The organism is Flavobacterium sp. MFBS3-15 (genome assembly GCF_026107645.2).
Taxonomy (GTDB): Bacteria; Bacteroidota; Bacteroidia; order Flavobacteriales; family Flavobacteriaceae; genus Flavobacterium.
Genome location: NZ_JAPCHV010000027.1, coordinates 1 through 26,163, shown reverse-complemented (window position 1 = coordinate 26,163; position 26,163 = coordinate 1). Strand labels below are relative to the sequence as shown.

The 26,163-nt window shown below is 46.4% G+C and carries 20 protein-coding genes; 10 read left to right on the top strand and 10 right to left on the bottom strand.

Annotated features, from left to right (window positions below):
* Both OGH69_RS17590 and OGH69_RS17585 read right to left on the bottom strand, forming a co-directional pair.
* Positions 1–113 (bottom strand): type IX secretion system membrane protein PorP/SprF (locus OGH69_RS17590; RefSeq protein ID WP_265175812.1); only part of this gene is annotated, 113 nt, incomplete at its 3' end.
* An 84-nt stretch (positions 114–197) separates the two neighbouring features.
* Complete coding sequence (locus tag OGH69_RS17585; RefSeq protein WP_265175811.1) at positions 198–7,625, bottom strand: choice-of-anchor L domain-containing protein; 7,428 nt, start codon at positions 7,623–7,625, stop codon at positions 198–200.
* A gap of 223 nt (positions 7,626–7,848) precedes the next feature.
* Here OGH69_RS17585 and OGH69_RS17580 point away from each other — a divergent pair, with 223 nt between their 5' ends.
* Positions 7,849–8,610 carry a UDP-2,3-diacylglucosamine diphosphatase gene (locus OGH69_RS17580; RefSeq protein WP_265175810.1) on the top strand — a complete coding sequence of 254 codons (762 nt, stop codon included), beginning with the start codon at positions 7,849–7,851 and terminating at the stop codon, positions 8,608–8,610.
* On the opposite strand, the gene OGH69_RS17575 is transcribed toward OGH69_RS17580, so the two are convergent.
* Positions 8,607–8,957 carry a hypothetical protein gene (locus OGH69_RS17575; RefSeq protein WP_265175809.1) on the bottom strand — a complete coding sequence of 117 codons (351 nt, stop codon included), beginning with the start codon at positions 8,955–8,957 and terminating at the stop codon, positions 8,607–8,609. The genes OGH69_RS17580 and OGH69_RS17575 overlap by 4 nt on opposite strands.
* A gap of 118 nt (positions 8,958–9,075) precedes the next feature.
* Positions 9,076–10,782 carry a single-stranded-DNA-specific exonuclease RecJ gene (recJ, locus tag OGH69_RS17570; protein WP_265175808.1) on the bottom strand — a complete coding sequence of 569 codons (1,707 nt, stop codon included), beginning with the start codon at positions 10,780–10,782 and terminating at the stop codon, positions 9,076–9,078.
* A 107-nt stretch (positions 10,783–10,889) separates the two neighbouring features.
* On the opposite strand from recJ, the gene OGH69_RS17565 reads away from it, so the two are divergent.
* Entirely contained in the window at positions 10,890–12,002 is a 1,113-nt protein-coding gene (locus OGH69_RS17565) for a hypothetical protein (protein ID WP_265175807.1), read from the top strand.
* Between the two features lie 3 nt (positions 12,003–12,005).
* Here the strand turns inward: OGH69_RS17565 and OGH69_RS17560 are convergent, their stop codons facing one another.
* Together OGH69_RS17560 and OGH69_RS17555 are read right to left on the bottom strand one after the other, a co-directional pair.
* Positions 12,006–12,734 carry a hypothetical protein gene (locus OGH69_RS17560; protein WP_265175806.1) on the bottom strand — a complete coding sequence of 243 codons (729 nt, stop codon included), beginning with the start codon at positions 12,732–12,734 and terminating at the stop codon, positions 12,006–12,008.
* On the bottom strand, positions 12,731–14,428 hold the full coding sequence (locus OGH69_RS17555; RefSeq protein ID WP_265175805.1) for a leucine-rich repeat domain-containing protein: 1,698 nt from the start codon (positions 14,426–14,428) through the stop codon (positions 12,731–12,733). The genes OGH69_RS17560 and OGH69_RS17555 overlap by 4 nt, the downstream gene beginning before the upstream one ends.
* 128 nt (positions 14,429–14,556) lie before the next feature.
* On the opposite strand from OGH69_RS17555, the gene OGH69_RS17550 reads away from it, so the two are divergent.
* Entirely contained in the window at positions 14,557–15,438 is an 882-nt protein-coding gene (locus OGH69_RS17550; protein WP_265175804.1) for a hypothetical protein, read from the top strand.
* 1 nt (position 15,439) lies between these two features.
* On the opposite strand, the gene rsmI is transcribed toward OGH69_RS17550, so the two are convergent.
* Together rsmI and OGH69_RS17540 are read right to left on the bottom strand one after the other, a co-directional pair.
* Entirely contained in the window at positions 15,440–16,135 is a 696-nt protein-coding gene (gene rsmI / locus OGH69_RS17545; protein WP_265175803.1) for a 16S rRNA (cytidine(1402)-2'-O)-methyltransferase, read from the bottom strand.
* Positions 16,135–17,460, bottom strand: coding sequence for a hypothetical protein (locus OGH69_RS17540; RefSeq protein WP_265175802.1), 1,326 nt, complete (start codon positions 17,458–17,460; stop codon positions 16,135–16,137). Before OGH69_RS17540 ends, rsmI begins: the two co-directional genes overlap by 1 nt.
* 101 nt (positions 17,461–17,561) lie before the next feature.
* Here OGH69_RS17540 and OGH69_RS17535 point away from each other — a divergent pair, with 101 nt between their 5' ends.
* The 3 genes from OGH69_RS17535 (at position 17,562) to OGH69_RS17525 (ending at position 21,500) form a co-directional block, all read left to right on the top strand.
* Complete coding sequence (locus OGH69_RS17535) at positions 17,562–18,191, top strand: thymidine kinase (protein ID WP_265175801.1); 630 nt, start codon at positions 17,562–17,564, stop codon at positions 18,189–18,191.
* 9 nt (positions 18,192–18,200) lie between these two features.
* The gene (locus OGH69_RS17530) at positions 18,201–18,878 is read left to right on the top strand and encodes a hypothetical protein (protein ID WP_265175800.1); all 678 of its coding nucleotides are present in this window, start codon (positions 18,201–18,203) and stop codon (positions 18,876–18,878) included.
* 180 nt (positions 18,879–19,058) lie between these two features.
* The gene (locus OGH69_RS17525; protein WP_265175799.1) at positions 19,059–21,500 is read left to right on the top strand and encodes a bifunctional UDP-N-acetylmuramoyl-tripeptide:D-alanyl-D-alanine ligase/alanine racemase; all 2,442 of its coding nucleotides are present in this window, start codon (positions 19,059–19,061) and stop codon (positions 21,498–21,500) included.
* Here the strand turns inward: OGH69_RS17525 and OGH69_RS17520 are convergent, their stop codons facing one another.
* Entirely contained in the window at positions 21,501–21,965 is a 465-nt protein-coding gene (locus tag OGH69_RS17520) for a hypothetical protein (RefSeq protein WP_265175798.1), read from the bottom strand.
* A 134-nt stretch (positions 21,966–22,099) separates the two neighbouring features.
* On the opposite strand from OGH69_RS17520, the gene mscL reads away from it, so the two are divergent.
* Together mscL and OGH69_RS17510 are read left to right on the top strand one after the other, a co-directional pair.
* Positions 22,100–22,486, top strand: a complete 387-nt coding sequence (mscL, locus tag OGH69_RS17515) for a large-conductance mechanosensitive channel protein MscL (RefSeq protein ID WP_265175797.1) — start codon at positions 22,100–22,102, stop codon at positions 22,484–22,486.
* Between the two features lie 237 nt (positions 22,487–22,723).
* On the top strand, positions 22,724–23,713 hold the full coding sequence (locus OGH69_RS17510; RefSeq protein WP_265175796.1) for an aspartate-semialdehyde dehydrogenase: 990 nt from the start codon (positions 22,724–22,726) through the stop codon (positions 23,711–23,713).
* Between the two features lie 71 nt (positions 23,714–23,784).
* On the opposite strand, the gene OGH69_RS17505 is transcribed toward OGH69_RS17510, so the two are convergent.
* Entirely contained in the window at positions 23,785–24,288 is a 504-nt protein-coding gene (locus OGH69_RS17505; protein ID WP_265175795.1) for a GNAT family N-acetyltransferase, read from the bottom strand.
* Positions 24,289–24,396: 108 nt separating this feature from the next.
* Here OGH69_RS17505 and mtgA point away from each other — a divergent pair, with 108 nt between their 5' ends.
* Together mtgA and OGH69_RS17495 are read left to right on the top strand one after the other, a co-directional pair.
* The gene (gene mtgA / locus OGH69_RS17500; protein WP_265175794.1) at positions 24,397–25,089 is read left to right on the top strand and encodes a monofunctional biosynthetic peptidoglycan transglycosylase; all 693 of its coding nucleotides are present in this window, start codon (positions 24,397–24,399) and stop codon (positions 25,087–25,089) included.
* On the top strand, positions 25,079–26,020 hold the full coding sequence (locus tag OGH69_RS17495) for a lipid A deacylase LpxR family protein (protein WP_265175793.1): 942 nt from the start codon (positions 25,079–25,081) through the stop codon (positions 26,018–26,020). Before mtgA ends, OGH69_RS17495 begins: the two co-directional genes overlap by 11 nt.
* Positions 26,021–26,163: the final 143 nt, after the last annotated feature.

The window sequence follows — 26,163 nt, the reverse complement described above, 5'->3', positions numbered from 1 at the left end:
GGGTTGATCACATTCATGTTGTACATGTACTGCGTGTAGTGCGGGTCCTGCTGCGCTGTCGCATCTGCCAACCCACCCAGAGCCAATAATGCTGCAAGGTATAATTTCTTCATGTGTGTTTCTCTTAATTTAGTTTGGGGCGATAAGGATAATTCCCTCCCCACTAATGTGGGGAGGGGATATCCTGCATCCTTATATTAATTTTCGCGGTTGATATAAACCCATCCGGTCCTGCTTTCACCGTTAGCACGTTCTATCATGTAGAAGTACGTACCGGTAGGCAGATCTTCGCCGCCTTTGCCCTGACCTTCCCATTGGTCAGTATAAGCGCCTTTGAAGCTGTAAACCTCTGCTCCGTAACGGTTGAAGATGCTCAGTTTCCTTACGTCAAGTGCAGTAAGGTTAAAGCCATCATTTTTGCCGTCGTTGTTCGGAGATATACCACGCTGAACATCACAAGTAGTATCAATAACAGTTATCTGGCCAGGTACAGGACAGTCAGTATCACCATAAGGAGTCACTGTTACATAATACGTACCTCCTGCATTAATGATAATTGAAGAATCAGTACCTAATGAATTACCTGATGCATCAGTCCATGCAAATGTTACATTGTCCGGAGTATAAAGCTCATCTGTAAAGATCGCTTCAAGAACATACACATTATCCTCGTTACAACCTTCGGTAATGGCTATCGTTGGCGTAGGGATGATGGTAACGGTAAAGCTGTTCTCATCTGTACAGTTTGGCGTAGTACCGGTCTGTGCATATACATACAGTGTCTGAGTAGTAGATACTGTCGATCCCGCTGCAAGTTGCGTACCTGTTCCGCCCGGACCTGTATAGTAGTTACCAACACCCAGTGAAGGGAGTACATAACTGTCGCATGAAGCAACATCGCCAGGGGCATCGGCCACAGGAGAAGTTGTTATTGTTACAGTAAACATGTCCTCATCTGTACAGTTTGGCGTAGTGCCGCTCTGCGCATACACATAAATAGTCTGTGAGGTAGTTACGGTTTCACCGGCATTCAGCTGGGTACCTGTACCCGCAGTACCTGTAAAGTAGTTACCTACAGTAAGTGCAGGAAGCACATAGCTGTCGCATACTGTCTGGTTGCCAGGTGTGGTTACCACAGGGCTTGGTACTATTGTAACTGTAAATACATTGTCGTCTGTACAGTTTGGTGTAGTGCCTGTTGTGGCAAATACGTGTATTTGCTGTGTACCTGTAATCGTTTCGCCGGCACTAAGCATAGTTCCGGTACCGTTGGCACCTGTATAGTAATTATTGTTCGGGCTAAGTGCAGGAAGCACGTAACTGTCGCACGATGTTACATCAACAGGAGCATCTGCTACAGGTGAAGGGATTATAGTTACAGTAAAGCTTGCCTCACCTGTACAGTTTGGTGTTGTTCCTGTTTCTACAAGTACAAAAATTGTTTGTGTAGATGTTACCGTATCGCCTGCATTAAGCATAGTTCCCGTTCCGCCCGTACCGGTATAATAGTTGCCGGCAGCAAGTGCAGGAAGTACATAGCTGTCGCAAGCCGATTGGTCGCCCGGAGTCACTGCTACAGGGCTTGGAACAATAGTTACCGTAAACACATTGTCATCAGTACAGCTTGGTGTCGTAGGCGTTGCTACATACACGTGGATTTCCTGGGTAGATGTGATTACATCGCCTGCATTCAGGAGCGTTCCGGCACCATTAGCTTCAGTGTAATAGTTATTGTCAGCGCTAAGTGCAGGAAGCACATAGCTGTCACAAGCCGTTACATCGGCAGGAGCATCCGCCTCTACAGAGTCAGTTATTGTAACATCAAAGCTTTCTTCTGCAGTACAGTTTGGTGTAGTTCCGCTTTCCGCATATACGTATATGGTTTGCGAAGTTGTTACAAGCTCACCTTCGTTAAGCTGTGTTCCTGTTCCTCCTGTTCCTGTAAAGTAATTACCTGTTGCAAGGGCAGGCAGCGTGTAGCTTACACAAGCCGAAACGTCGCCCGGTGTAGTTACAACCGGATTTGGAACTATAGTTACCGTAAACACATTCTCATCGGTACAGTTTGGTGTTGTTCCGCTTTCGGCGAATACAAATACGTCCTGTGTAGATGTAATCGTTTCACCTGCGTTAAGCTGAGTTCCTGTTCCGCCAGTGCCTGTAAAATAGTTACCTGTCGTAAGCACAGGCAGTATATAGCTGCCGCAAATGGTTACGTCTGCAGGGTCGTCAGCCACCGGTACAGGAGTTGTGATTACTACAACAGTAGATGTTGCAACACAGCCTGTGTTTACTGTAACCTCATACTCACCGGCTTCAGTTACGGTAATGGTGTTTCCTGTTCCTGCGAACGGATCACCGTCATGCGTCCAAACATACGTTGCATCTGCACCATCATAGTTGGTTGGTGTAACCGTAATTGTACCTTCGGTACCTTCACATATAGAGAAGTCCTCTGTAATTGTAAATTCCGGGGTATTGTCTTCTACCCTCACATCAAAGGATTTGACTCCACTGCATATTTCTCCGCTTGCCAGTATAAATTCAATCCTTACCCAAATGGTTTGCTCAAACTGAATTGTGTTTGTGAATGCCTCAGGGTTTGCAATGGATGCCAAATGATCGCCCAGTTCAGCATCTGCCTCTGTAAGGTAGTAGTAAACGTTATAAGTACCTGTAACGCCTTCAAGTATGACATCTGTGTTCTCGGTTAGGTCAAATGTTGCGTAACCGTCCGGATCACATACTGCGAGAAGGTCAGGTGCATTTGTAAGGTCTTCAACCGGATCAAAGAACTCTACAACAACCGAGGCCTCAGAAGTACATTCAACCGAAGCGCCCAGATAGGTGGCTTCAACCCTGTATTCGCCTTCTTCCGTCACAAGATAAGTTGGGCCATCAGCACCCACTATCACTTCGTCATCCTGATACCATACAAATTCAAAGTTTTCAGGGTAGTCTAGGTCAGTATCCAATAGCCTTGAGCCTCCGGCACAAACTGCGGTTAATTCAGACTCAAGCGACGGATCTCCAAGGTTTGGCTGGCCAAAGTCGAAACTTCCTGCCTCAAGGAATACTGCCGAGTTGTGGCTGTTATCACTTGCATTGGCTATAACAATCTTGATGTTGTAAGCGTGGTTGATCTGAACCGGCGATGTGGCCGTCATTATAGTAGTCTGGCCGTTGAAATTGATAGGGTCAAACAATCCGTCATTATACTGTCCGAAATAACTTTCATTTATAGCATCGCAACTTGGGTTGTCCGGGTGAATGTTGGTTACCTGGATGGGTATCGATGTGCCCGGCAGTACTGCAAGGTTGGTCGAAACGTTCGTTGTAAGGTCGGTTAGGATGAACGCAAACGCATCGGAGTAAAAGCACTCAAAGAAGCCGGCGTTATATTCTTCCGAAGCAAACAGGAAGTTAAAGTTCAGTTCATCGGTCATCGTTACGAAGTCGAAAGATATCCAGCTGGCATCGTTACTGTTGTCTGCCGGAAGGCCTACGGCTTCTTCCAGGTCGGCATCTCCAGCCCATCCCGGGAAATCGTTAAACCATCCCGCAGGGAAATCGTTTGGCCCCGGAGCATTCATCGCATCACCGCTCACAAGTACGATACCTTCTGCCATTGGGAATGTAGAATTGTTCTGGTTAAAGTACCCGATACCGTTAACGCCTATCGACGTTCCTGTGCCCGACTGCACATTGCTTATCTGGGCACACTCGCTGCCTATCAGCACGTCTTCTACCAGTTCTTCTACAGTATATTCGTCCTGCGACACCCTGATTGGTGGCGGAGGCGTATTGATGCATATTTCGAAGCTGGTTACATCAGTTGGATCCATAAATGTTGTATACACCCTTACATAGTAGGTTTCCCCAATTGTAAGGCCTGATACGGTTTCACTATCGTCACCACAGGCTAGCTGTGAAAGTGTGCCACAATCGTCGCCCTCATAAATTACCGTTTGGAAAAATGCGCCAATCTGGTTATTGATGTTTACAGCGTGAGTAGTTGCAGTTGCTTCAAATGAATACCATACATCATACTCAATATCCATCCATGTAACGCACGATTGTGCTTGCGTAGAGCCTGTCGCGCCTGTAAGCGTTCCTGTACCAAAAATGTCACAGTCAAGCCCGGGGTTTGTTCCAACATTTATAGCATTTGCACAATCGTCATTTTCAATGAGGGTTGTAAATACAATTGGTCCGGACCAGTTACTGTTTCCATCTTCTTCGCCGCAAATAGCCCTTACATACCACTCGTAGGTAGTACCCGAAGTAAGTTCATCACCATCCACCGTTTCAGTTGCGATATATGGCATCTCGGTAGTAGATGTTCCCGAATCTGTAGGTAGCGGGGCAGGAGACCCGATAGGCACAACATATACTTCCCATGTTGTAGCTGAGCCAACTTCCGTCCAGTTAAGGTCTGCAGAGGTCAAATCCAGTGCATCTGTAAACAGATCCTGTGGCTTAGGGCATGGTGGAGGAGTACAATCTGCCTCACCGGTATATAGTAATGTATTTTGTGCACCTGTTCCCGGAGCTTTGGTATATACATCTTCTTCAAAAGGAGTATAAACGGTAATGCCGACTTCATTGGCAAATCCACCGCCTGCATTCCAGAACAATTCAAATTCAACGTCAGGACATAGCGGAACTTCCACAGCTATAGGACCTGTGCCTCCAGTGAAGGTAGAGCCGATTGTTGCTACCGGAACTCCGCCCTGGAAGATGGTCATTGTATTGCCGTTCCATCCGTCACCCCATGAGTCGGTCATTTCAAATATGTAGTTACACTGCTCTTCCGGCTCACATATCATACTGTTGAATTCATGCGGTCCGGCCCAGTCACTTCCGTTTGTAGGGTCACACATTACCCTTACATAGTATTCATAGTTTGTTCCCGGTGTAGGAAGATCTACTTGTACCGGATTTGTTGTTACAGGCAGGCCCGGGGTAGTATCTGTCGGTGCCGGGTCGCCTGCCGGAACAACATATACCTGCCAGCTTCCTGTTGCAGGTCCGTCCCATTCAAGCATGGCTGAGTCTGTTGTAAAGTCATAAGCATCAAGTCCGGTCGGTGCTATACACGCAGGGTTTTCACAATCAATAGTTCCTGAATAGAGTTGCGTATTTTGTGAGCCTGTCCCTGCAGGCTTGGTATAGAGGGTTTGGTTGAACGGAGCTCCGTTTACAATCGATACGCCAACCTCACCGGGAAAGCCTCCACCCGAGTTCCAGAATAGCTGGAATGGTGCATCGTGACACATGGCTACGTTTACCGTAACAGGTCCTGTACCGGTGGTGAAGTTTGATCCTAATACTGCAACGGTTACACCGTTCTGGATGACATTCATGGTGTTGCCGTTCCATCCGTCACCCCATGAGTCGGTTAGTATGAATTTGTACACACATTGCTCTTCAAGAGGACAGACAGCAGTTGTGAACGGGAATGGACCCGCCCATGTACTGTTTGTTGTTCCGTCACATACAACCCTTACATAGAAAACGTAGTTGGTTGCGGCAACAAGGCCTGTACTTACGGTGGTAGGGTTAGAGGTAGTGTTGATACCTGTAGTGGAAGATGTAGGTGCAGGGCTGCCTGCAGGTACTACATAATAATCCCAGTTGCCTGTGGTAGGCCCTGCCCATTCGATATCTACCGAAGTGGTGGAAATTTCAGATACATTCAGGCCGCCCGGAGGAAGGCATGGAGGCGTTGTACAGTTTACGTTGGTAGTATAAAGCTGTGTGCCTTGTCCACCTGTTCCAGCCGGTTTGGTATAAATGGTTTGCCCAAAGTTGTTTACTATGGAAACACCAACTTCACCAGGAAAGTCACCGCCTGTATTCCAGAACAGGGTTAGTGGCAATCCTGTACATACCGGTACAGTTACCGATACCGGGCCCAGGCCTCCAGTAAATGTGGCACCGATAGTTGCTACGGCAATACCGTTTTGAGAAATGGTCATGGTATTGCCATTCCATCCGTCACCCCAGCTGTCGGTCATTACAAAGGTATAGTTACACTGGTTAACTGCTTCACATAGCGTAGTGTTGAAGGCATAAGGCCCTGCCCATGCACTGAAAGTGCCATTGCCGCAGTCTGCCCTTACATAGTACTCATAAGGAGTAGAGCCTACAAGTGGTGTTCCGTCAAATTCAGCAGTAGCAAGGTAGTTCGTGTTGGTATTTACAGTAAGTCCTGCTCCGGAAGGTATTCCGTCGCCCGGATCCTGTACAACCACCTGCCATGAGGTAGCGCCGCTCGGGTTGGTCCATGAAAGCTGTGCCGATGTAAGTCCCTGGCCTGTTGTTTGCAAGCCTACAGGAGGCAGACAGTTTACCTGTTGGATAGTCAATGTATAAGGAGTGGTCTGCGGTGTCGCCCATGTAGATATTACAAAGTAATAGGTGGTGCCCGCAGTAACAGCAAAGTTAGGTATCGAAAGCGGTGCCGGTGTACCGCCTGTTGTGGCACCGCCTACACATGCAGACCCCACGTTAGTACAGCTTGTGTATACGAAAATACCAGAATAGGCACCGTTGTTTGTAACGTCAATGCTGATGATGCCGTTTGCAGGTGCTGTATAGGTATAAAACACGTCATTACCGTTAAGGTAGCCGTTAGTGCTTGTACATCCCGAAGAACCCGGGCTTCCATCCACTGTGTCTCCATAGTTGCTTGTGTTGTCAGTGGTAGAGTAAGGTAGCGTCGCAATGTTGATTGGCGCACTACAGTTTTCTCCAAGCGCCACCGTGCTGAAGTTGACGGGCAGGGACCAGTTGCCCAGGTTGCCATCGCCACAATTCGGCCTTACATATATCTTATAATCGGTGTTGGGTTGCAGCGGGTTTCCGGCGCTGTCCACTGTAGCTGTAAAAGGCGGAAGCCCAGCATATGCATAACCTACGGTGGTTGGTGCCGATGTTGCAGGAACAATGTCAATCAGCCAGTTGTTCACGTTGCCCGGGTTACCCCAGTTGATTACTGCCTGGTTAAGGCCAACACTTTGTACCGTTATGTTGGTAGCGTCAAGGCACTGCTGTACAGCCATTACGTTGTCGATTAGCCAACGGTCGCCATTGTCGCCATACATTACAAATGCGATATAAACCTGTGTTCCCGCAGGCAGGACCGGCAGGTTGAATACTTTTTCCAGATAATCGGTTTGGAAAGGGTCAGGATTCAGCACAAGTTCGCTCATCGTAGGCACCAGGTCTGTATAGGACGAAGTGTCTAATGGCGTGTTGCCTGTATGAATCTTAATGCCATAAGTGGTGCCATCATCGCCAAGGTTTGTCAGCCTCGACTGGAACCGCAGCTGCATGTTGGGCAGGTAGTTGAACTGCTTTGTTACCAACCAGTCCTCAGTGGTACCGCTCACAACATTCTCCCGCTGCATGAAAGCAACATGTCCTGATCCGCCGTAAGCCGGGGTAGTCACGGGGTTGTGCGCCACAACATTCCACTGCTGCGCTATCCCCAGGACATTTATCCGCTGCCATCCGGCAGGCAGGTTGGTTCCGTTGCTCTCAAAGGTCTCCAGTGCGAGCTGGGAGTAGCCACACCAGGAAAGCAACGACATGAAAAATAATAGGGTAATTTTTTTCATAGAATTATATTTAGTAGTTTATGTTTAAGTTCTCGAAAATAAACAAAAATATTTAACTTATGACTTAATATGTTAACGATTATTCATTGTTTATTTAAAAAAAACAAAATTTAAAGCTTTTGTTATGAATATAAAACTCCTCTAGTTTTATATTGATTATTCAACAATATAGTTAAATACGCAATACTCTTACTATATTTGATGGAAATAATGATCTTTGCGTATGCAAAAGCCAAATAAGGTATATTTCGCCTCCGACCAGCATTTTGGTGCCCCGACACCTCAGGACAGTTACCCCCGCGAGCAAAAATTTGTCGCCTGGCTGGACATGATAAAAACCGATTGCCATACACTTTTCCTGTTGGGCGACCTGTTCGATTTCTGGTTCGAATATAAGACTGTAGTGCCTCGAGGCTTTGTACGTGTGCTTGGCAAACTGGCCGAATTGCGCGACAGTGGCATCGAAATCCATTTTTTTACCGGTAACCATGACCTGTGGATGGGCGATTACTTCGAAAAGGAGCTCAACATTCCCGTTTACCATAAACCAAAAGAATTCACCTATAATAATAAGGTGTTCCTCATTGGGCATGGCGATGGCCTTGGCCCCGGCGATAAAGGCTACAAACGAATGAAAAAGGTGTTTACCAATCCCTTTTCCAAATGGCTGTACCGATGGCTGCACCCCGACATTGGCGTGAAGCTCGCACAGTACCTTTCTGTTAAGAATAAGCTAATTTCGGGTGATGCCGATGTGAAATTTTTGGGTGAGGAGAATGAGTGGCTTGTACTCTACTCAAAGCGCAAGCTGGAATCCAAACATTACGATTACTTTGTTTTCGGGCACCGCCACCTGCCCATGGTCATTAAAGTAGGGGAAAATTCATCCTATATCAACCTGGGTGACTGGATTGGCTATTTTACCTTTGGCGTTTTCGACGGGGACAGTTTTGAGCTTAAAGAGTATAAGCCGGAAGAGGCTTAATTCCTGCCTTCATTTTCAAGATAATTGTGTAGTCCCATTCTAAAAAGCGTTCCCTCTACAAGGTCTTTAATGCGTTTCAGCTCGCTGCGGGTCACTGCCAGGTCTATCTGCTGCAATGGGGTTTTAAGCAGGAATTTGTGGCAGTGCCTGTGGCATCCGAAGCAGGATTCTAGTTCGTCGAACGTTTCGTCGATGATCAGCGCAAAGTCCCTTATTTCACGGTTAGTAAAATAGAACCCGGTTTCCTTGAAAACTAATTGTATTTTCTCCTTCAGCACCACATCGTTCTTCTTCCAATGGAATGCCACACCAAACTCGTTGTAATAAATTTGTTCAACTTCCCTCATTATGCTTTATTTTGAGCAAAAATAAACATTTATTTAAAATGATTCTAAATAGATAACTATTTTTTTAAATGGAACAACCATCCGAGTTCCACATCTTCAAATTGGAATTTGTTATTTGTCATTTGGAATTTTCCTCACATCTTATGTCCCGCAACCTCAACTGCAAACTTGTCTCCCCTTTCCATACGTTCTCATCGATGGAATAGGCTGCTTCAAAAGCCTCGCCGCTGCAGGCCAAATCCATTTTCGATGCCAGGCCGAAACCGATGGCCGCAAACCCTTCCGATACTTCCTGGCGTACAAACAGCCTTAGGTGGCTTTCATCACTGCCGATGGGTTTGCCAAAGCCCGTGTCCTTTAAGTTGCGGGTCATGAACACAGGTGTCATATTGCCCGGGCCAAAGGGTTCGAACTGCTTTATTAGCCGGAAGAATTTCGGGGTGATGTCGGCAAGGCTGATTTCTGCGTCGATGCTAATTTCGGGGGTTAGCAGCTCCGGGTCGATGGTTTCTGCCACCACCTGCTCAAACTTTTCACGGAACAGCGGGTACTGCTCCTCCGGCAGCGTAAGCCCTGCAGCGTACATGTGCCCGCCAAACTGCTCCAAATGTTCAGCACAGGCTTCAAGGGCATTATAGATGTCAAAGTCCTTAACCGAACGTGCCGATGCCGCCAGCTTATCGCCGCTTTTGGTAAATACAAGGGTAGGGCGGTAGTAAGTTTCGGTAAGCCGCGATGCCACAATGCCTATTACGCCCTTATGCCAGTTTTCACGGTACACTACAGTGGTAAATTTATCATGGTCTTTGTTCTCGTCTATCTGCGTGAGCGCCTCGAGGGTAATCTGCTTATCGAGGTCCTTCCGGTCCGCATTCAGCGATTCTATTTGCGCAGCAAATTCCTCTGCCTGGCCCAGGTCAAACTCCGTGAGCAGCTCCACCGCATAGTTGCCGTGCTTTATCCGTCCCGCCGCGTTGATGCGCGGCGCGATGACAAAAACCACATCGCTGATAGTATGCACCTGCCGTTTCAGGTTCTGTACCAATGCTTTGATGCCCGGTCTCGGAGATGCATTGATGACATCCAGCCCAAACTTTGCCAGCACACGGTTCTCTCCCGTTATGGGAACAATGTCTGCCGCGATAGCGGTAGCCACAAGGTCGAGGTAGGGGGTGAGGTCATTAATTGTTTGCCCGCGCCTGCCCGCCAGTGCCTGTACCAGCTTAAATCCTACACCGCACCCGCACAGCTCGTCATACGGATACGTACAGTCGTCCCGCTTTGGGTCGAGCACTGCTACAGCTTCCGGCAGTTCGTCGCCGGGGCGGTGGTGGTCGCAAATGATGAAATCGATGCCTTTATCTTTGGCGTAGGCCACCTTATCAATGGACTTGATGCCGCAGTCGAGCGCAATGATGAGCGTACAGCCATTGTCGTCGGCGTAGTCAATGCCCGCAAACGAAACGCCGTAGCCTTCGTTGTAGCGGTCGGGGATGTAGGTCGCCATATTCGGGTAATACGTCCTTAGATACGATGAAACCAACGAAACCGCCGTGGTCCCATCCACATCATAATCGCCAAACACCAGGATGTTTTCCTCATTGGCAATAGCCGACTCAATACGTGCCACTGCCTTATCCATGTCCTTCATCAGGAACGGGTCGTGCAGGTCGGAAAGGGAAGGGCGGAAGAAGCTCCTTGCCTGCTCAAAGGTTTCCACCCCGCGCTGTATCAATAACGATGCAATTACATCATCTACCTTTAATGCATTGGCAAGGTGTTGTACTTTTTCGGGTGATGGTGATGGTTTGAGATTCCAGCGCATAATGAAATTTGAATTCCCAAAAATAAGCATTGATGGGATATATCGGCATATAGTTTAAGGACAATTCCGTTAAAGATATTTCATACATTTGAAAAGCAATTCGTATTATGAAAGATACCCAGTCGCTTCTCATTCGCATTACCTGCCTGTTTTGGATCATCACCAAACTGTTCAGCTACAAAGCATGGTTTGCCGATGGCAGGCTATATCCTGTGGTTTCGCCTTTTGAATTTTTGGATGCCGTCCCGCCCATAGTGCATGCCATGTTATTTGCCATGTCCCTGTCAGGGTTGCTGCTTATCATGGCCTATCCGCGTAAAACATTCCTGCTGGCCATTTCGTTAGTTACCATACTCCTCTCCTGCCTGCTCGATGTATTGCGATGGCAACCCTGGGAGTACCAGTTCTTGTTTTTCCTGCTCGTTTTCATTCTGAACCGCAAAAATCCAGCCGCGATGTACAGTGCAATTATCTTTATCATGGGCTGCATTTACATTTACAGTGGTTTGCATAAATTTAATGGCGGATTTCTCTATTCCGTCTGGGAAAACATGATCCTTAAAGGGCTTTTCAGGATGTCGGGTGCTACGATAGCCGAATGGAAACTGCACTATCCCGGACTGGCACTCCCTTTAATTGAAACACTTGGGGGCGTTGCGTTATTGACATTCCGGAATAAAAGTATGCCGATCTTCCTGCTCATTGCCATGCATGTTCTAATCATATTAATGCTGTGCGGTGTGGGCATAAGCTATAACCGGATCGTATTGCCCTGGAATGTAGCCATGATTTTGTTCCTGGTGGTTTTCTACCGTAACCAAAATACACCATTTTCCATTCACCTGTTATTGAAAGGCCCCAATATGGCATTTATCCTGTTTTGGGGATTGCTGCCTGCACTCAGCTTTGCAGGGTATTGGGAAAAAAAGCTTTCCTCAAGCCTGTATTCGGGTACGACAAAATTCATGGATATCTGCATACAAAATCCCGAAGCTGTACCCCAACTCCAAAACTATTTCAATAACCCTAGCCGAAACTGCGACGGCAATTCGCGCCTGAAACTTCAAAACTGGTGTTCCGGCGAAACACACCTCCTGCCCTATTCTGAAATATGGTATTACCGGAAATTCAAAAAAAAATGGGAAAAGATGTACCCTGGCGCTGATGCAACTTTCAAAGTTTACCAATATCCGTATAAGAAAGTTGCGGAGATTGAGTAGCGGCTACTCTTTAAACCTGCTATTGAGTATCGGCCTGATGGTGTAATTCCAGCCATCCCAGTTGCAGGTGTTGTCAAAAAACCGAACAGTATCTTTATCTGTGATAATTGAATATTGAGCAATTCCCGTGCCTCCGCAGATGCCTTTTCCATTTATTGACAACAGTTCGGCTTCAAACTGCTTAATTTTTTCTATTTCCGGCTTAGTTAGCAGATGAGCTTTCTGATTTGTTGTCTTAATAAATATATTGTCACTTTTTTTCTCGACCTCATATCCGTCATGGAACGACGCAACACAGCCTTGCACCTTATCAATTTTATAAAAACTGTTGTTTTTGAGATTAGCCATAGGTGTTTTGCCAAAAAAAGCAGTTGCATCAATAGAATCCATTACGATACTGACTGTTCCAGCCCTGGCACCATTTAAATGTACTCTCTTAATTTTTTCATTTCCATAAAGGTCAAAAAAAGCAATATCATATTCGCCATCAGGAAGGCTGTCCAAAATAATATTATATCCGGGAGGGTGGTATGCGGGAAGCTTGTAATGTTCGTATATCGAATCTGCACTACTGACTTTAAAATTGACGATTTTTAATGTCGAAGTGTTATTCTTGTTGCTTCTCAAAAAGTTAATCTTCAAACTATTGTTGTTGCGGTTGCATCCCATGAAAGCAATTGCCACAAAAAGCAATACCCATATCCTTATGGATTTTATAGCCTTCATCATCATTCAAATGATACTTTAATCTTCTGCGCGCGCAAAAACTTCACCACCTCCTTATTATTCCCCATCAGGGTGACCTTCTTCAGGTTGGGGAAGTACTTTACATCTTCTGCCGAAACAACATCATATACGTCATCCTCGCCATCCCAGTGTGGGATCAGTTGGTGGTAGATCTCGTCGCCGCCCGAAGCCCTCAGCTCCTTAATGTCCCAAAGCAGTTCCAGCGGAATGTCCAGGTCTTCGAACCACGCCTTCACCTCAGGTATCATCTCATAGCTGATCTCGTTAAGGTCGATCTCGCGGCCCTTGTAGTTTTCAGCGAATTCATACACGTCGAACTTTGGCAGCAGCACCTCATCCTCATACATCAGGCACTGTACGACCATGAGCTTAAAGTTCAGGTCGGCACTCAATTTCACGTTGCCCCTTGGCAGCTTTTCCAGCTTCTTTTTTACTTTAGGGTTGTACAGGGCAATGTTGCGCTCTTCCAGGTCAATCGCCTTGCCCATGTCGAGCATCCCGGCAGGCAGGGTCTTGAACGAGTTCTTTTTGAGGTGGACAGTTCTACTCACTTTGAGGTTCGTGAACGATTCCGGCACTGTTTCCAACTGTGTCTGCATCAGGTTCAGTGCCTCCAATCCTGTGAATTGACCAATCCATTCCGGCAACTGTCGCAGCGGGTTATTTGCAAGGTTCAGCACCTTGAGGTTTTTCAGTTGTAGAAGTTCTATCGGTAATTCTGTAAGCTTGTTGCTCGAAAGGTCCAGCACCCCCAGCGATTCCATGTTTACAATCTCCGCCGGAATGACGTTTATGAAGTTGTCATGCAGGTTCAGCTTTTTGATCTGTTTCAGATTGGTAAAGCCGCCCATGTCCGTAAAATTGTTATGTTTCAGGGTGACTCTTTTCAGGTCGGCCAGCATATCAAGTCCCGGTGGTACGGTATCGAGGTTGTTGTCGGTCAGGTTGAGTTCCGCCAGATACTTGTAGCCCTTGATCAGGTTGAGGGCTTCGGGTAGCAGCGACTTGTTATTGGTTACCGACAGTATCACCATATCCTTCAACGACGCATAGTATTTGTTGAACCACTGGTTATCCGACCAGCTCGTACGCGGCTCGCCGAGGCTATAGCTTCTGAAGTCACGCAGGTTGACGCATCGCAGTACCCGTTGCACACCGCCATTGAACAGTGCCAGTACACGCTTGTCATCCTCGACATAGTTCCCAAGTTCGTATAGCCTGCTTTTATCCCACGGATGTGTTGAAAACCACTCCGTAACGGTAGCAATGTAATCGTCCACCTTAAGCTTGTACACGTGCTCCATCGGGTTGGAATGGCTGTGGTAGTTGCTTTCTACAAAATAGGTTTCGCCTTCGCCCAAAGGCCCAAGCTTGTCCTGCAGCATCTGTACCGTATCGCCTCCCAAATGGTTATGGTGGTATTTATAAATAGCCTTTTCATCCTCGCGATATTTCCGGAACTCCTCCTCATTCGTCGCAAATACTTCTGCCTCCGCCCTGAAATCCCTGCCATAGGTGAAAGTGTTGATGTCAATAATCAGGTACACCCGCTCCTTAATGGGGTTGAGCTCGCTGTAAATGATATGCCCTAGCGGCGTGATGTATTCCGGCGTGCGCTCTTTGCTGTTTTCAAAAAATAGGTTGAGGAACGGGAGGTGGGAGGAGGTTAGGGGGTGCATTATTTTGATTGGTAATTAAACGTAAAGTATGTGGCAGTCGTTGCCTTATACTACAAATATAACACTAAGCCAATTTTACCAGGTAGGAAATTTCAGGTTTTTTGATATTTTTGCAAAAAAACCAATATATGACCAAGTTTCTCATAAACTGCATATTGCTGTTACAATTTGCCCTATGTACCGCACAACAAAAAGAACCTGTAGCCTCAGGCATTGTAACACACAAAGACGGCAAAATGGCAGGCTTTCGAGAGCTTCAATTCATAAACGGAAAGGTTTTGTACTACAACATTTCAACCCGGAAGAGCGAACTCTATGAAATGTCAGAAATTGTAAGCATTGCCGACGACAATCAAAAAATTCTCTATAAGGACGGCACGCATTATGAAAACAAACCTGAGCCTTCAAAAATAGTCAACGACACATTATACAAGCCGAATTATCCTGAAGGCATCTATACTACCAAAGAAGACTTTTTGGCGCGAAAGCCATCGTATAACGAGCCCGTAATTCCAATATCGGTGAGGGGAGATGACTATTATACAGATACAATTGAGGATCATTGCTTCTTCATTAAAATCAACGAGTCAAAAATCAGGAGGGTATTCGCTATATCCTATAAAGGTCATCTTTATTTTCGCATAGGCGCGATACTGGACAACAGGAATAAAAGCGACAGGGCGCAGGACACAGATTTTCCACAATCATTTGCAAGGGTTCTTATGGGAGGGGAGAATTATTATTACCTGGAAGCAAACCTTACCAACATTTGGGCGCGGGGTGCGGCGTATGGCGGTTTTGGCGGTATAGTAGGGTCAAGCCTTGCAAATTCATGGAAATACAAAAAGGGAATCGTATGGGACATTAAAAATATTGAATTCAATATTTTTAAAAATTGCAAAGATTATAACGAATTTATAAAATCTAAACTTTCAGGCGCTGTACAGCAATGTACAGAAAACCAGCCGGAACTGCATGAAGTACGAAAAGCAATGTTAAAAATAAAATAGGCTACTCCGCTTTTTTTCTCTTCTCCCCAACATACCCCCCCACAACCACCACAATTTCCCCTTTCGGTTCTTTCTTCGTAAAATGTTCCAGCACCTCGGTTGCGGTACCGCGCACGGTTTCCTCATGCAGCTTGCTCAGTTCGCGGGAAACGGATACGGGGCGGGCTTCGCCAAAGTACTGCACGAACTCCCCCAGGGTCTTTACCAGCTTGTGCGGCGATACGTAAAATATCATGGTGCGGGGTTCTTCAGCCAGGGCCAGGAAGCGGGTCTGGCGGCCTTTTTTGTCGGGTAAAAAGCCTTCAAAAACGAACTTGTCGTTGGGCAGGCCGCTGTTGACGAGCGCAGGGACAAATGCCGTGGCACCGGGCAGGCACTCCACAGGGATTCCGGCCTCCACACAGGCGCGCGTGAGCAAAAATCCGGGGTCGGATATGGCAGGCGTACCCGCATCGGAAATCAGGGCGATGGTCTCGCCGCCCCTGATGCGCTGCACGATGCCTTCCACCGTTTTATGCTCGTTGTGCATGTGGTGGCTGTGCATGTGCGTGGCAATGTCGAAATGCTTCAATAGTTTGGCGCTGGTACGGGTGTCCTCGGCCAGTATGAGATCGGCTTCTTTAAGCACCTTTATGGCGCGGAAGGTCATGTCCTCCAGGTTGCCTATGGGCGTTGGGACGATGTACAATTTTGACATTAGCTGAACCTTTTCTCTACCAGTTCCATAAAGCGCGTTTCGAACTCCTCTTTGCCGTTCCAGTTGTTGTAATCGGGCTTCACGAGGTCTTCAATAAAGGCTTTGGCCTCGTCAAACGAGTTCTGTGTATTGATCTGCGATACCACACGGTTCAGGTCCTCGCTGCTCCCCCCGAAAAGGTGCTTCTCAAAGGCAATGCGGTCGTTCAGTCCCAGGGATATGGTTTTACCGAAAGCATCGTTCAGGGCTCGCGGTGCGGCAGGTTCTGCCGCAGGAGCCAGTTTTGGTGCTTCAGGCTCAGGGTCTTTTTTAGGTTCCCAGTTGCGCCAGTCATCAGCTTCCGGCTTTGGCTCTTCTTTCTTCTCTTCTGCCGGTTGCGACTGAGACTGTTTATTAGGCTCCCAGTTACGCCAGTCGTCTTCCTCAGCTTTAGGTTCTTCTTTTTTAATCTCTTCCGCCTTTGGCGTTTCCTTCTTTTCGTCTTTCTTTACGAATTCAGGCTCTTTATAATCGTGGAAATCTTCAAAGGAAATTTCTTTTTGTTTTTTTGTTTCTTCGGGTGCAAGTTTTCTCTCAAAAGCAAAATCGAAACTCAGTCCCGAATCCTCCGTTTTTGCAGCGGCATCCGGTTCAATGGTCACTACCTCGGCATCGGCTGCTTTTTCTTCTTCAGCTATGGTCGCGTCGTCCTCTTTTTCAAACACGGCAGCAGCGCCCTGTTCCATGGCTTTAACTTCGGCTTCCGGCTTTACAACCTCAACTTTTTGTTCCGGCTCTTCGGGAGCTCCTTCTTTATCCTCTTCTTTGGCTTCGGGTTCTTTTATTTCTTCGGGTTTTTCCTCTTTGGCAGGCTCCTCTACCGGTTCAGGTTCCTCATCTGTTTCCGGTTGCTCTTCTTCTATTACGTCCTTACCGGTTTCTTCCCCGGTATGCTCCTTCTCTTCCTCCGATGCCTGGTATTCTTCGACCTTTTGCTCAGGGTCGGCATCGCCTTCAGGCTTGGCGTTTTCGGCTTTATTTTCAGAATCTTTCTTCTCCTGCTCTTTCTTTTCGGCACGCGCCGTGTATTCTTTTGCCTCTACTTCATTGGCATGCACTTCGGGTACTTCCTCAATCCCATAAATATCCTCCAGTTTTCCTTCCGCCGAAGCATACCCTATAGTAGGCTTCACATCGGCAAAATTATCCTCCACGAAACGAAGCACCGATATCTTTTCGTACAATTTCAGCGTTTCGGCCTGCAGTTGGTCGAGCTCGGCCCTGTTCTTTAGTTTTAGTATTCTGTGGGCTATGCTAATGAGTTCGGCTTCTAACTTTTTCTTCATAACTTTTGGGATTGTAAGGAGTGGCGCAATACTTTTTTAATAAATTTGTTTTATACAAAGTAACAGAAAATGTTTCTGTTTTACAGCCAGAAAAATACAAAATGTTTCTCGAAAATACTGTTAACCATAAAGAACAATTCGGGTGGATAGAGGTCATCTGCGGGTCGATGTTCTCGGGCAAGACCGAGGAACTGATACGCAGGCTGAAACGCGCGCAGTTTGCCAAACAAAAGATAGAAATCTTTAAGCCATCCATTGATACACGCTACCATGAGGAGATGGTGGTTTCGCACGATGCTAATGAGATCCGTTCCACTCCGGTAACCTCATCATCAATGTTACGGATACTGGCACAGGACTGTGACGTGATAGGCATTGACGAAGCACAATTTTTCGATGACGAAATTGTAGCAGTGTGCAACGACCTGGCGAATAACGGCATCCGCGTTATAGTGGCCGGCCTAGACATGGATTTTAAAGGCAACCCCTTCGGGCCGATGCCCGCACTCATGGCTACTGCCGAATATGTGACCAAAGTACATGCAGTTTGTACCCGCACCGGCAACCTCGCCAATTACAGTTTCCGCAAGGCCAATAATGACAATTTGGTGCTTTTGGGCGAAACGGAGGAATACGAGCCATTGAGCAGGGCGGCGTATTTTGAGGCGATGCGACAGCACAGCACCCTGACCTCTGAAGGGGGGACGACAGAGAATGCGGAAAGCTTGTAAATTTTGGTCATGAAATATATTCTCCTGTTGTTACTGATTACCGGTTGCAGCCTTTACAAAAACAGTTCAGGAAAGACCTACAATGGCAACGACTTTAAAGGCATCGAACAGCTTGTACCCATTGCCGCAAAGGACACCAGCTATACGAACTATTTCAATTTGCGCGACACCGTTACCCGCGACGGCTGGGAGATACACTACCTGGCGAAAAATGATTCCACGCGTTATACCGATGCCTATATCCAATGGCAGAAAGGTGATGTGAAAAGGGTATACAAATACAATAACGCACTCCAATTCCGGGGTTCGTTCATGCCGCAGCTGCTGGAAGAAAACGATACGCATATTTTTATGGAACACTGGTGCGCGACCGACTGCATGGCAATATTGGCGCTGCCAAAAAACAGTCGCGATGATGCCATGGATATTGAAGCCATCATTGGTTATAACCCTGAATTTGGGCAGTTCGTATACAGGGAATATAAGAATGACGGATCTGTAGCTGCAACGGCGATCGACCTGAAAAGAAGCAAGAAAAAGTCGGTAACTTTTAAGAACAAAACCTATTCAATGGGCAATTCCTTTGTGGAGAGTATTGTTTTCAAAGGTGACAGTATTGTGATTGTAGGTGAGTTTTTTGACAAAGACAGTGAAACGGTTAAGGAAGTACAAACGATACGGTTTTAATGAAAAACATAGTATCTTAGCATTAATCAAATTCTATCTATGGATGACGAACTGACATTATATATCGATAGAGGGGTTGTAAAAAAGGCAGAAATTGAAGCAAAATGACACTACGATTGAAAACATCATAGCAAATATTATTAAAGATATCGCTGCCGGTAATACTGAAACTATTTAATCTTGAGCATCCCAATAAAAAACATAATCCCCGCCCTGCATTCCGGTTTCGAAGGGATGCACCCAGGCGTGGCTATTGACAATGTTTCCATCGACAGCCGTTCTCTACAGAATAATTCCGGGACGCTGTTCTTCGCGCTAAGCGGGCAGAACCGTGACGGGCATATTTACATAAAAGACCTTATCGATAAAGGCGTGCTCAACTTCGTGGTAAGCCACATCCCGGTTGACGTTCGCGGCAGGGCCAATTTTTATATTGTCGGCAATACGCTGAAAGCCTTGCAGGATTTTGCGATATATTGCAGAAACCTGTACGATTTCCCCGTGATTGCCATAACCGGCAGCAGCGGCAAGACCATTGTAAAGGAATGGCTGAATTACCTGTTGGGGCCGGAGTATAACATCATCCGGAGCCCAAAGAGCTATAACTCGCAGGTTGGCGTAGCGCTATCTGTCATAGGTATTAACGAAAAACATAACCTAGGGATATTTGAGGCGGGCATTTCGACAGTGGGCGAAATGGAAAAGCTGCAGCCCATCATCCGCCCCGACATCGGAATACTGACCAATATCGGCCCCGCGCATGATGAAGGCTTCGCCGACAGGCAGGAGAAAATTCGCGAGAAGCTCAAATTATTTATGGGTGTAAAGGCGCTCATCCTGCAAAAGAACGCGGATGTGGAAAAGGAGCTTGCCCCTGGTATAAAAACATTTACCTGGAGCTTTGTCGAAAGCGCTGATGTACACGTAACACAGCAGCAGGAAGGTGGCAACACGATACTTTCCATCGCATATAACAACGAGGCTTTTGATGTTGCCGTTCCGTTTACTGATGCGCCATCTGTAGAGAACGCCATCAATTCGCTGATGGTATTGCTGCATTTCGGCTACAGCCACGACACCATACAAGAGCGGATGGCAGGCCTGTATCCTGTCGAACTGCGCCTGCAGGTAAAAAATGGCATCAATGGCTGTACCATTATAGACGACAGCTACAGCAGCGATTACCAATCGTTAAAGATTGCGCTTGACTTCCTGGAGCAACACAAAACGCACACCAAAAAGACCATCATATTATCCGACGTATTCCAGAGCGGCTTTGCTACCGAAGAGCTTTACGCCAAGGTGGCCAAACTGCTGGCCGGGCACAATATCAGCCAGGTGATAGGCATTGGGGATACCATCAGCAAACAGCTGGCTGACTTCCCGAACTTTTACCCTTACCCCACCACACAGGAATTCCTGTCGCATTACAAGGCATCGTCTTTTGACAATGAAACGATACTGATAAAAGGCGCACGCAGTTTCCGTTTCGACGAGATCGTGGTGTTCCTTGAGGAGAAGACCCACGAGACCGTTTTGGAAATCAACCTCAACGCCATTACGCACAATCTCAACTTTTACAAAAGCAGGCTGAAATCGGAAACCAAGGTCATGGTTATGGTCAAGGCATTTGGCTACGGTAGCGGCAGTTACGAAATTGCCAAAGCGCTATCTCACCAGAAGGTGGATTACCTTGGTGTGGCTTTCGCCGATGAAGGGATTGCATTGCGCAACGCGGGCATCGGCACCCCAATAATCGTGATGAACCCCGAAAGCAGCGCATTCTCTGCCATGGCAGCCTATAACCTGGAGCCTGAGATCTATTCGGCAAGGGAATTAAGGGCGTTCATTGCCGTGGCACAGCAGAAGAACCTTTCCAACTATCCCATCCACATTAAGCTCGATACGGGCATGCACCGCCTGGGCTTCCAGGAAAACCAGCTGGAGGAACTCATTAACTTGTTAAAGAACAACAACCTTGTTTCGGTAAAAAGCATTTTCTCGCACCTCTCATCCAGCGATGTGCCGGACTACCGGGATTTCACCTTAGACCAGATCGGCAAATTCGAAAGCTGGTCAACCCGGTTGATGGAAGCTTTGGAAATAACCCCGCTTCGGCACATACTCAATACTTCGGGAATCTACAACTTCCCGCAGGCACAATATGACATGGTGCGCCTGGGCATCGGCCTCTATGGCGTTGGAAACGATGAGACCGAGCGTAAAAGCCTCGAGACCGTCGGCACCCTAAAAACCGTCATCCTCCAGATAAAAGACATTGAGCCCGGCGAGAGCATTGGCTACAGCCGCAGGTTCATCGCGCCCGGGAAAATGCGTATCGCCACATTGCCCATAGGCTATGCCGACGGCATGCGCAGGGGTTGGGGCAACGAGAAAGGCTATGTAACCATCAACGGTAAAAAAGCAACCATAACCGGCACCATTTCGATGGACATGATGATGGTGGATGTAACCGACATTAACTGCAAAGAAGGCGACCGGGCCGTTATTTTTGGTGCTTCACCTACCGTAGTGGAAATGGCCGAAGTATTGGGAACGATACCGTATGAGATACTGACGAGTATTTCGCAGAGGGTGAAGAGGGTTTTTTATAAGGAGTAGTTACGGACAACCCTGTTCTGTATCTGCCTTAACATAATCAATATAATATTCTCCGGGAACGGAAAGGTTTATTAGTTCAATTAAATACCCTATATTTTTTTGATAATAGTGATGAAGACTTATTCGTTTTAATATTATACCATACCTAAAGCCTATAAAATATTCCTTGCCGCTCGTTGCCAAAATGCAATTATTGTAATAGTAACTCTCTAATGACTGAAAATTTATAGATTTAATTTTTTCAATTACGTCTTGTCTTATTTTTGAAGTGTAAACTATACTATCTCTTTCTTCAATAAGCGCTTTTACACTTACAACAATCTCCTTATCTGTAATTTTATAGCTGTCTACAATCCCTTCGGCATGATTGTAAGTGCTAAAGTACAATTCAAATTTGTCAGTTTCCTGTGCTTGTAACGCAATTAAATTTGAAAACATAATTATCATAAACGATATTGCCTTCATACTGCTTAGTGTTTGAAATATTCAAATATATTATAATCTTTAACCCAATTTCACACCCCTTTAAGCCTTTTTGAAGAAACTGTATCATTTTCTTTTGTAACTTAGCCTTACATCAAACCAAAAATTATACGCTTATGGGATTAATGAAAGAATTTAAGGAATTTGCCCTTAAAGGCAATGTGCTCGACCTTGCGGTGGGTGTTGTTATCGGTGCTGCCTTCAGTGCCATTGTAAAATCATTGGTGGAAGACATCATCACGCCGCTCATCCTTACGCCGCTGCTGGAACGCGCCGGCCTCAAAAACATCCAGGAACTCACGTGGGGCGCCGGGGTAAAATACGGCAACTTCCTGAGTAATGTGATCTCATTCCTTATCGTTGCGTTCGTGCTGTTCATGATCATCAAAGGCGTGAACTCGCTGCGCAAGAAAGAAGAAGCCAAACCTGCCGCACCGCCGGCTCCTACCAACGAGGAAAAGCTCCTTATGGAAATCCGCGACGCAATAAAAGCCAAGTCCTAACAACTACGTTTCCGTTACACTACATATTCTATGTTTAATTAAACCGTCCCATGAGGACGGTTATTTTTTGTTCTGTCTGTTCATTCCCAATATAATTCTTTGTGAATCTTTGCGCCTTCTTTGCGCAACTTTGCTTAATAGCCCTACCCAATAGGTTAATTTGTGGAATTCGTGCTATTCGTGGCAAAAAACAAATTCATTTACTACTTTTGACACTCACTTAAACCTTTTATAATTATGAAAGTTGCTGTAGTAGGCGCTACCGGAATGGTAGGCGAAGTAATGCTGAAAGTACTGGCCGAGAGGAATTTCCCGATAGCCGAACTAATACCCGTGGCTTCGGAGAAGTCGGTGGGCAAGGAGATCGAATTCAAGGGAAATAAGTATAAGGTGGTGAGCCTTGCAACTGCCGTAAGCATGAAGCCGCAGATAGCACTTTTCTCAGCCGGTGGCGACACTTCGACAGAATGGGCGCCTAAGTTTGCCGAAGCAGGCACGACTGTTATCGACAACTCTTCAGCATGGAGAATGGACCCGACGAAAAAGCTTGTGGTTCCTGAAATCAATGCAGGCGAACTGACAAAAGATGACAAGATCATTGCCAACCCGAACTGCTCTACCATCCAAATGGTACTGGCGTTGAACCCGCTACATAAAAAGTACAACATTGAGCGCGTGGTGGTATCTACTTACCAGTCGGTTACCGGTACGGGTGTTAAGGCAGTAAAGCAATTGGAAAACGAATATGCCGGCATTGAGGGCGAAATGGCCTACAAATACCCTATACACCGCAACGCCATCCCGCAGATTGATGTATTTGAGGACAACGGCTACACCAAGGAAGAAATGAAAATGACCCGTGAGACTAAGAAGATCATGGGTGACGATTCGATAAAAGTTACCGCGACTACCGTGCGCATCCCAACTGTTGGCGGACACAGCGAGTCAGTTAACGTGGAGTTCAGCAATGACTTTGACGTAAACGAAGTACGCAATATCCTTGCAGAAACACCGGGTATTACCATACAGGACAACCTCGCTGCTTTCGATTACCCGATGCCGCTTTATGCCGAGGGTAAGGACGATGTATTCGTGGGCCGCATCCGCCGCGATGAGACGCAGGACAACACGCTAAACATGTGGATCGTTGCTGATAACCTGCGCAAAGGTGCTGCTACGAATGCGGTGCAGATAGCAGAGTATTTGGTGGCTAATAATTTAGTATAAAAGAATTTAAAGGACATTATAACCTGCAATGCTGCGAAGTATTGCAGGTTTTTATTTGTGATATCCCCGAATTATTTTTCGTTTTCAATCTTAAATTGAAGCCACAGCTTGACATCGGCTTCAAAATCTTTTTCAAAAACAAGGCCTGCCTTTTCAAGCACTTTTACAGAAGCGGTATTAGCCTCCATGGCACGCCCGATAATTGCAGTAAGCCCTAATTGGGAAAATCCATATTTGATGCAGGCTTTTGCCGCTTCGGTAGCATAGCCGTTATTCCAATATTTCCTGTAAAACCGGAAACCGATGTCGTGCTCATTCGTGTCGGGAGTATATTTCAGTCCGCACCATCCCAAGAATTGACCGTCAGCTTTCCGTATTACGGCCCATCGTCCAAAACCATAGTCTTTGTAATGACTGTACTTTTCGAGAAAAACCATTGATTCATAGATTCTCTCAAAAGGCACATCACCCGTGAACCGCATCACTTCAGGGTCGGCATTCAACAGGTAAAAGCATTCGGCATCGCCAGAGGCAAGTTCTCTAAGGTAAAGACGTGGCGTTTCGATGACAGGCATAGGATCTGTTTTTTCAAATATAATAAATGGAGATATGAGATTGCTACTTTATACTTTGCAAATTTATATCCAACTAATTCGTAATTTCGCAGCGATAAATCCCTCAACATGCTTCGAAAGATTTTCCGTTTCTTTTTTAAACTCTGCCTTTGGTTCATTGTTTTATCGGTGGGATCGGTGGTAGTGTTCCGCTTTGTTCCGGTCCCGTTTACACCGTTGATGATAACCAGGGCGCTGGAACAGAAATTTGACGGAAAGGAAATGACCTCAAGCCATCACTGGACACCATTGGAGGAGATTTCGCCCAACCTGCAGAAGGCCGTCATTGCCAGTGAGGATGACACGTTCATTACCCATCACGGCTTTAATTTCAAAGCCATGCAAAAAGCCTATGCCAATAATGAGAAAGGCAAAAGGCTGAAGGGAGGCAGCACCATATCGCAGCAAACCGCCAAAAACGTTTTTCTTTGGCAGGGCAGGAGTTATGTGCGCAAAGGGCTTGAGGCATATTTTACCGTGCTTATCGAATTGCTGTGGAGCAAAGAACGCATAATGGAAGTGTACCTCAACAGCATCGAGATGGGACCGTATGTATATGGTGCACAGGCCGCCTCTCAGCATTGGTATCACAAGGATGCATCGGGGCTTTCGAAGAATGAAGCTGCCGGAATTGCTGCCATATTACCCAATCCATATAAGTTCAGGGCTACACGCTCTTCGGGATATACCGAAAGGCGCAAAGGCCGCATCATTAAGCTGATGCGTTATGTAGAGCTTGATTACCAGCGCAATGAAAAATAGCCTAATTGCCATAGCTTTATTGTGCTGTGCTATTGCATGTGCTCAAAGACCTGCCGAAATAGGCATCATATCTGATAATGACCTCTATTCATCACCTATTAACGACCAGTATTATACCAACGGGCTGGAATTCTTTTATCGTTATTTAGGAAAACGGAGTGACGAAAAAGTAGCAAAAAAAATTACCGAATTCCGCATAGGCCAATACATCTACAATCCGCAATCGGTGAGGGCGGGCGACATTAATGTGAACGACAGGCCCTTTGCCGGCTACCTTTTTGCAGAAGCAGGCATCAACACCTTTTACACCAATGAAAGTGTACTGAAAGTCAATTTTCAGGCGGGCGTAGTGGGTCCGGAATCATATGCCGAGGAGTTTCAGGAAGGGTTGCACAATCTCTTTGGCTACCCTACAGTTAAAGGCTGGCAGTACCAAATTGTAACTACACCTGCCGCACAGCTGCAGGCTGTATATTCGCATAAGATATTTAGGGAGACATACAAGGAAAAAATAGACTTCCACCTGCAGGGCGAAATTAATGCAGGTACGATATGGACCAGTGTATCCGCAGGCCCTATGGCGCGGATAAGCCTGCGCGGGCTGCTGGTGCCCATGTACGAGTCGGCATTACACGGTGCTACATTAAGCAGGGACAAAGACTATAAGAACAAGCGCGACCTGTTCCTGTACCTTAACCCAACCGTACAGTACATGAACCATGATGCCACTATAGAAGGCAGCCCTTTTAACGATGACAGCCTGGTTACTTTTCCGCTGATACCTTTCCGGTTCAATGCCGATGCGGGTATAAAATACCGCCGGGACCATTGGAATTTTTCGTATTCCCTGCATTACCGAGGAAAGGAGCTCTCCAATAATGTAATTACCGGTTTTTACTACGGTTCTTTGCAGTTGGGGTATATGCTGTGAGGTTAAATCGTTACAAACTATTCAATAAAAGGGGCTGTCTCAAAAGTGAGGCAGCTCTAATTTTTTAAACAAATAAGGGAGCCCGAGGGCTCCCTATATTCTGCAAGTTTGTTAACTTGCGGTGTGTATAATAAATCAAAAGT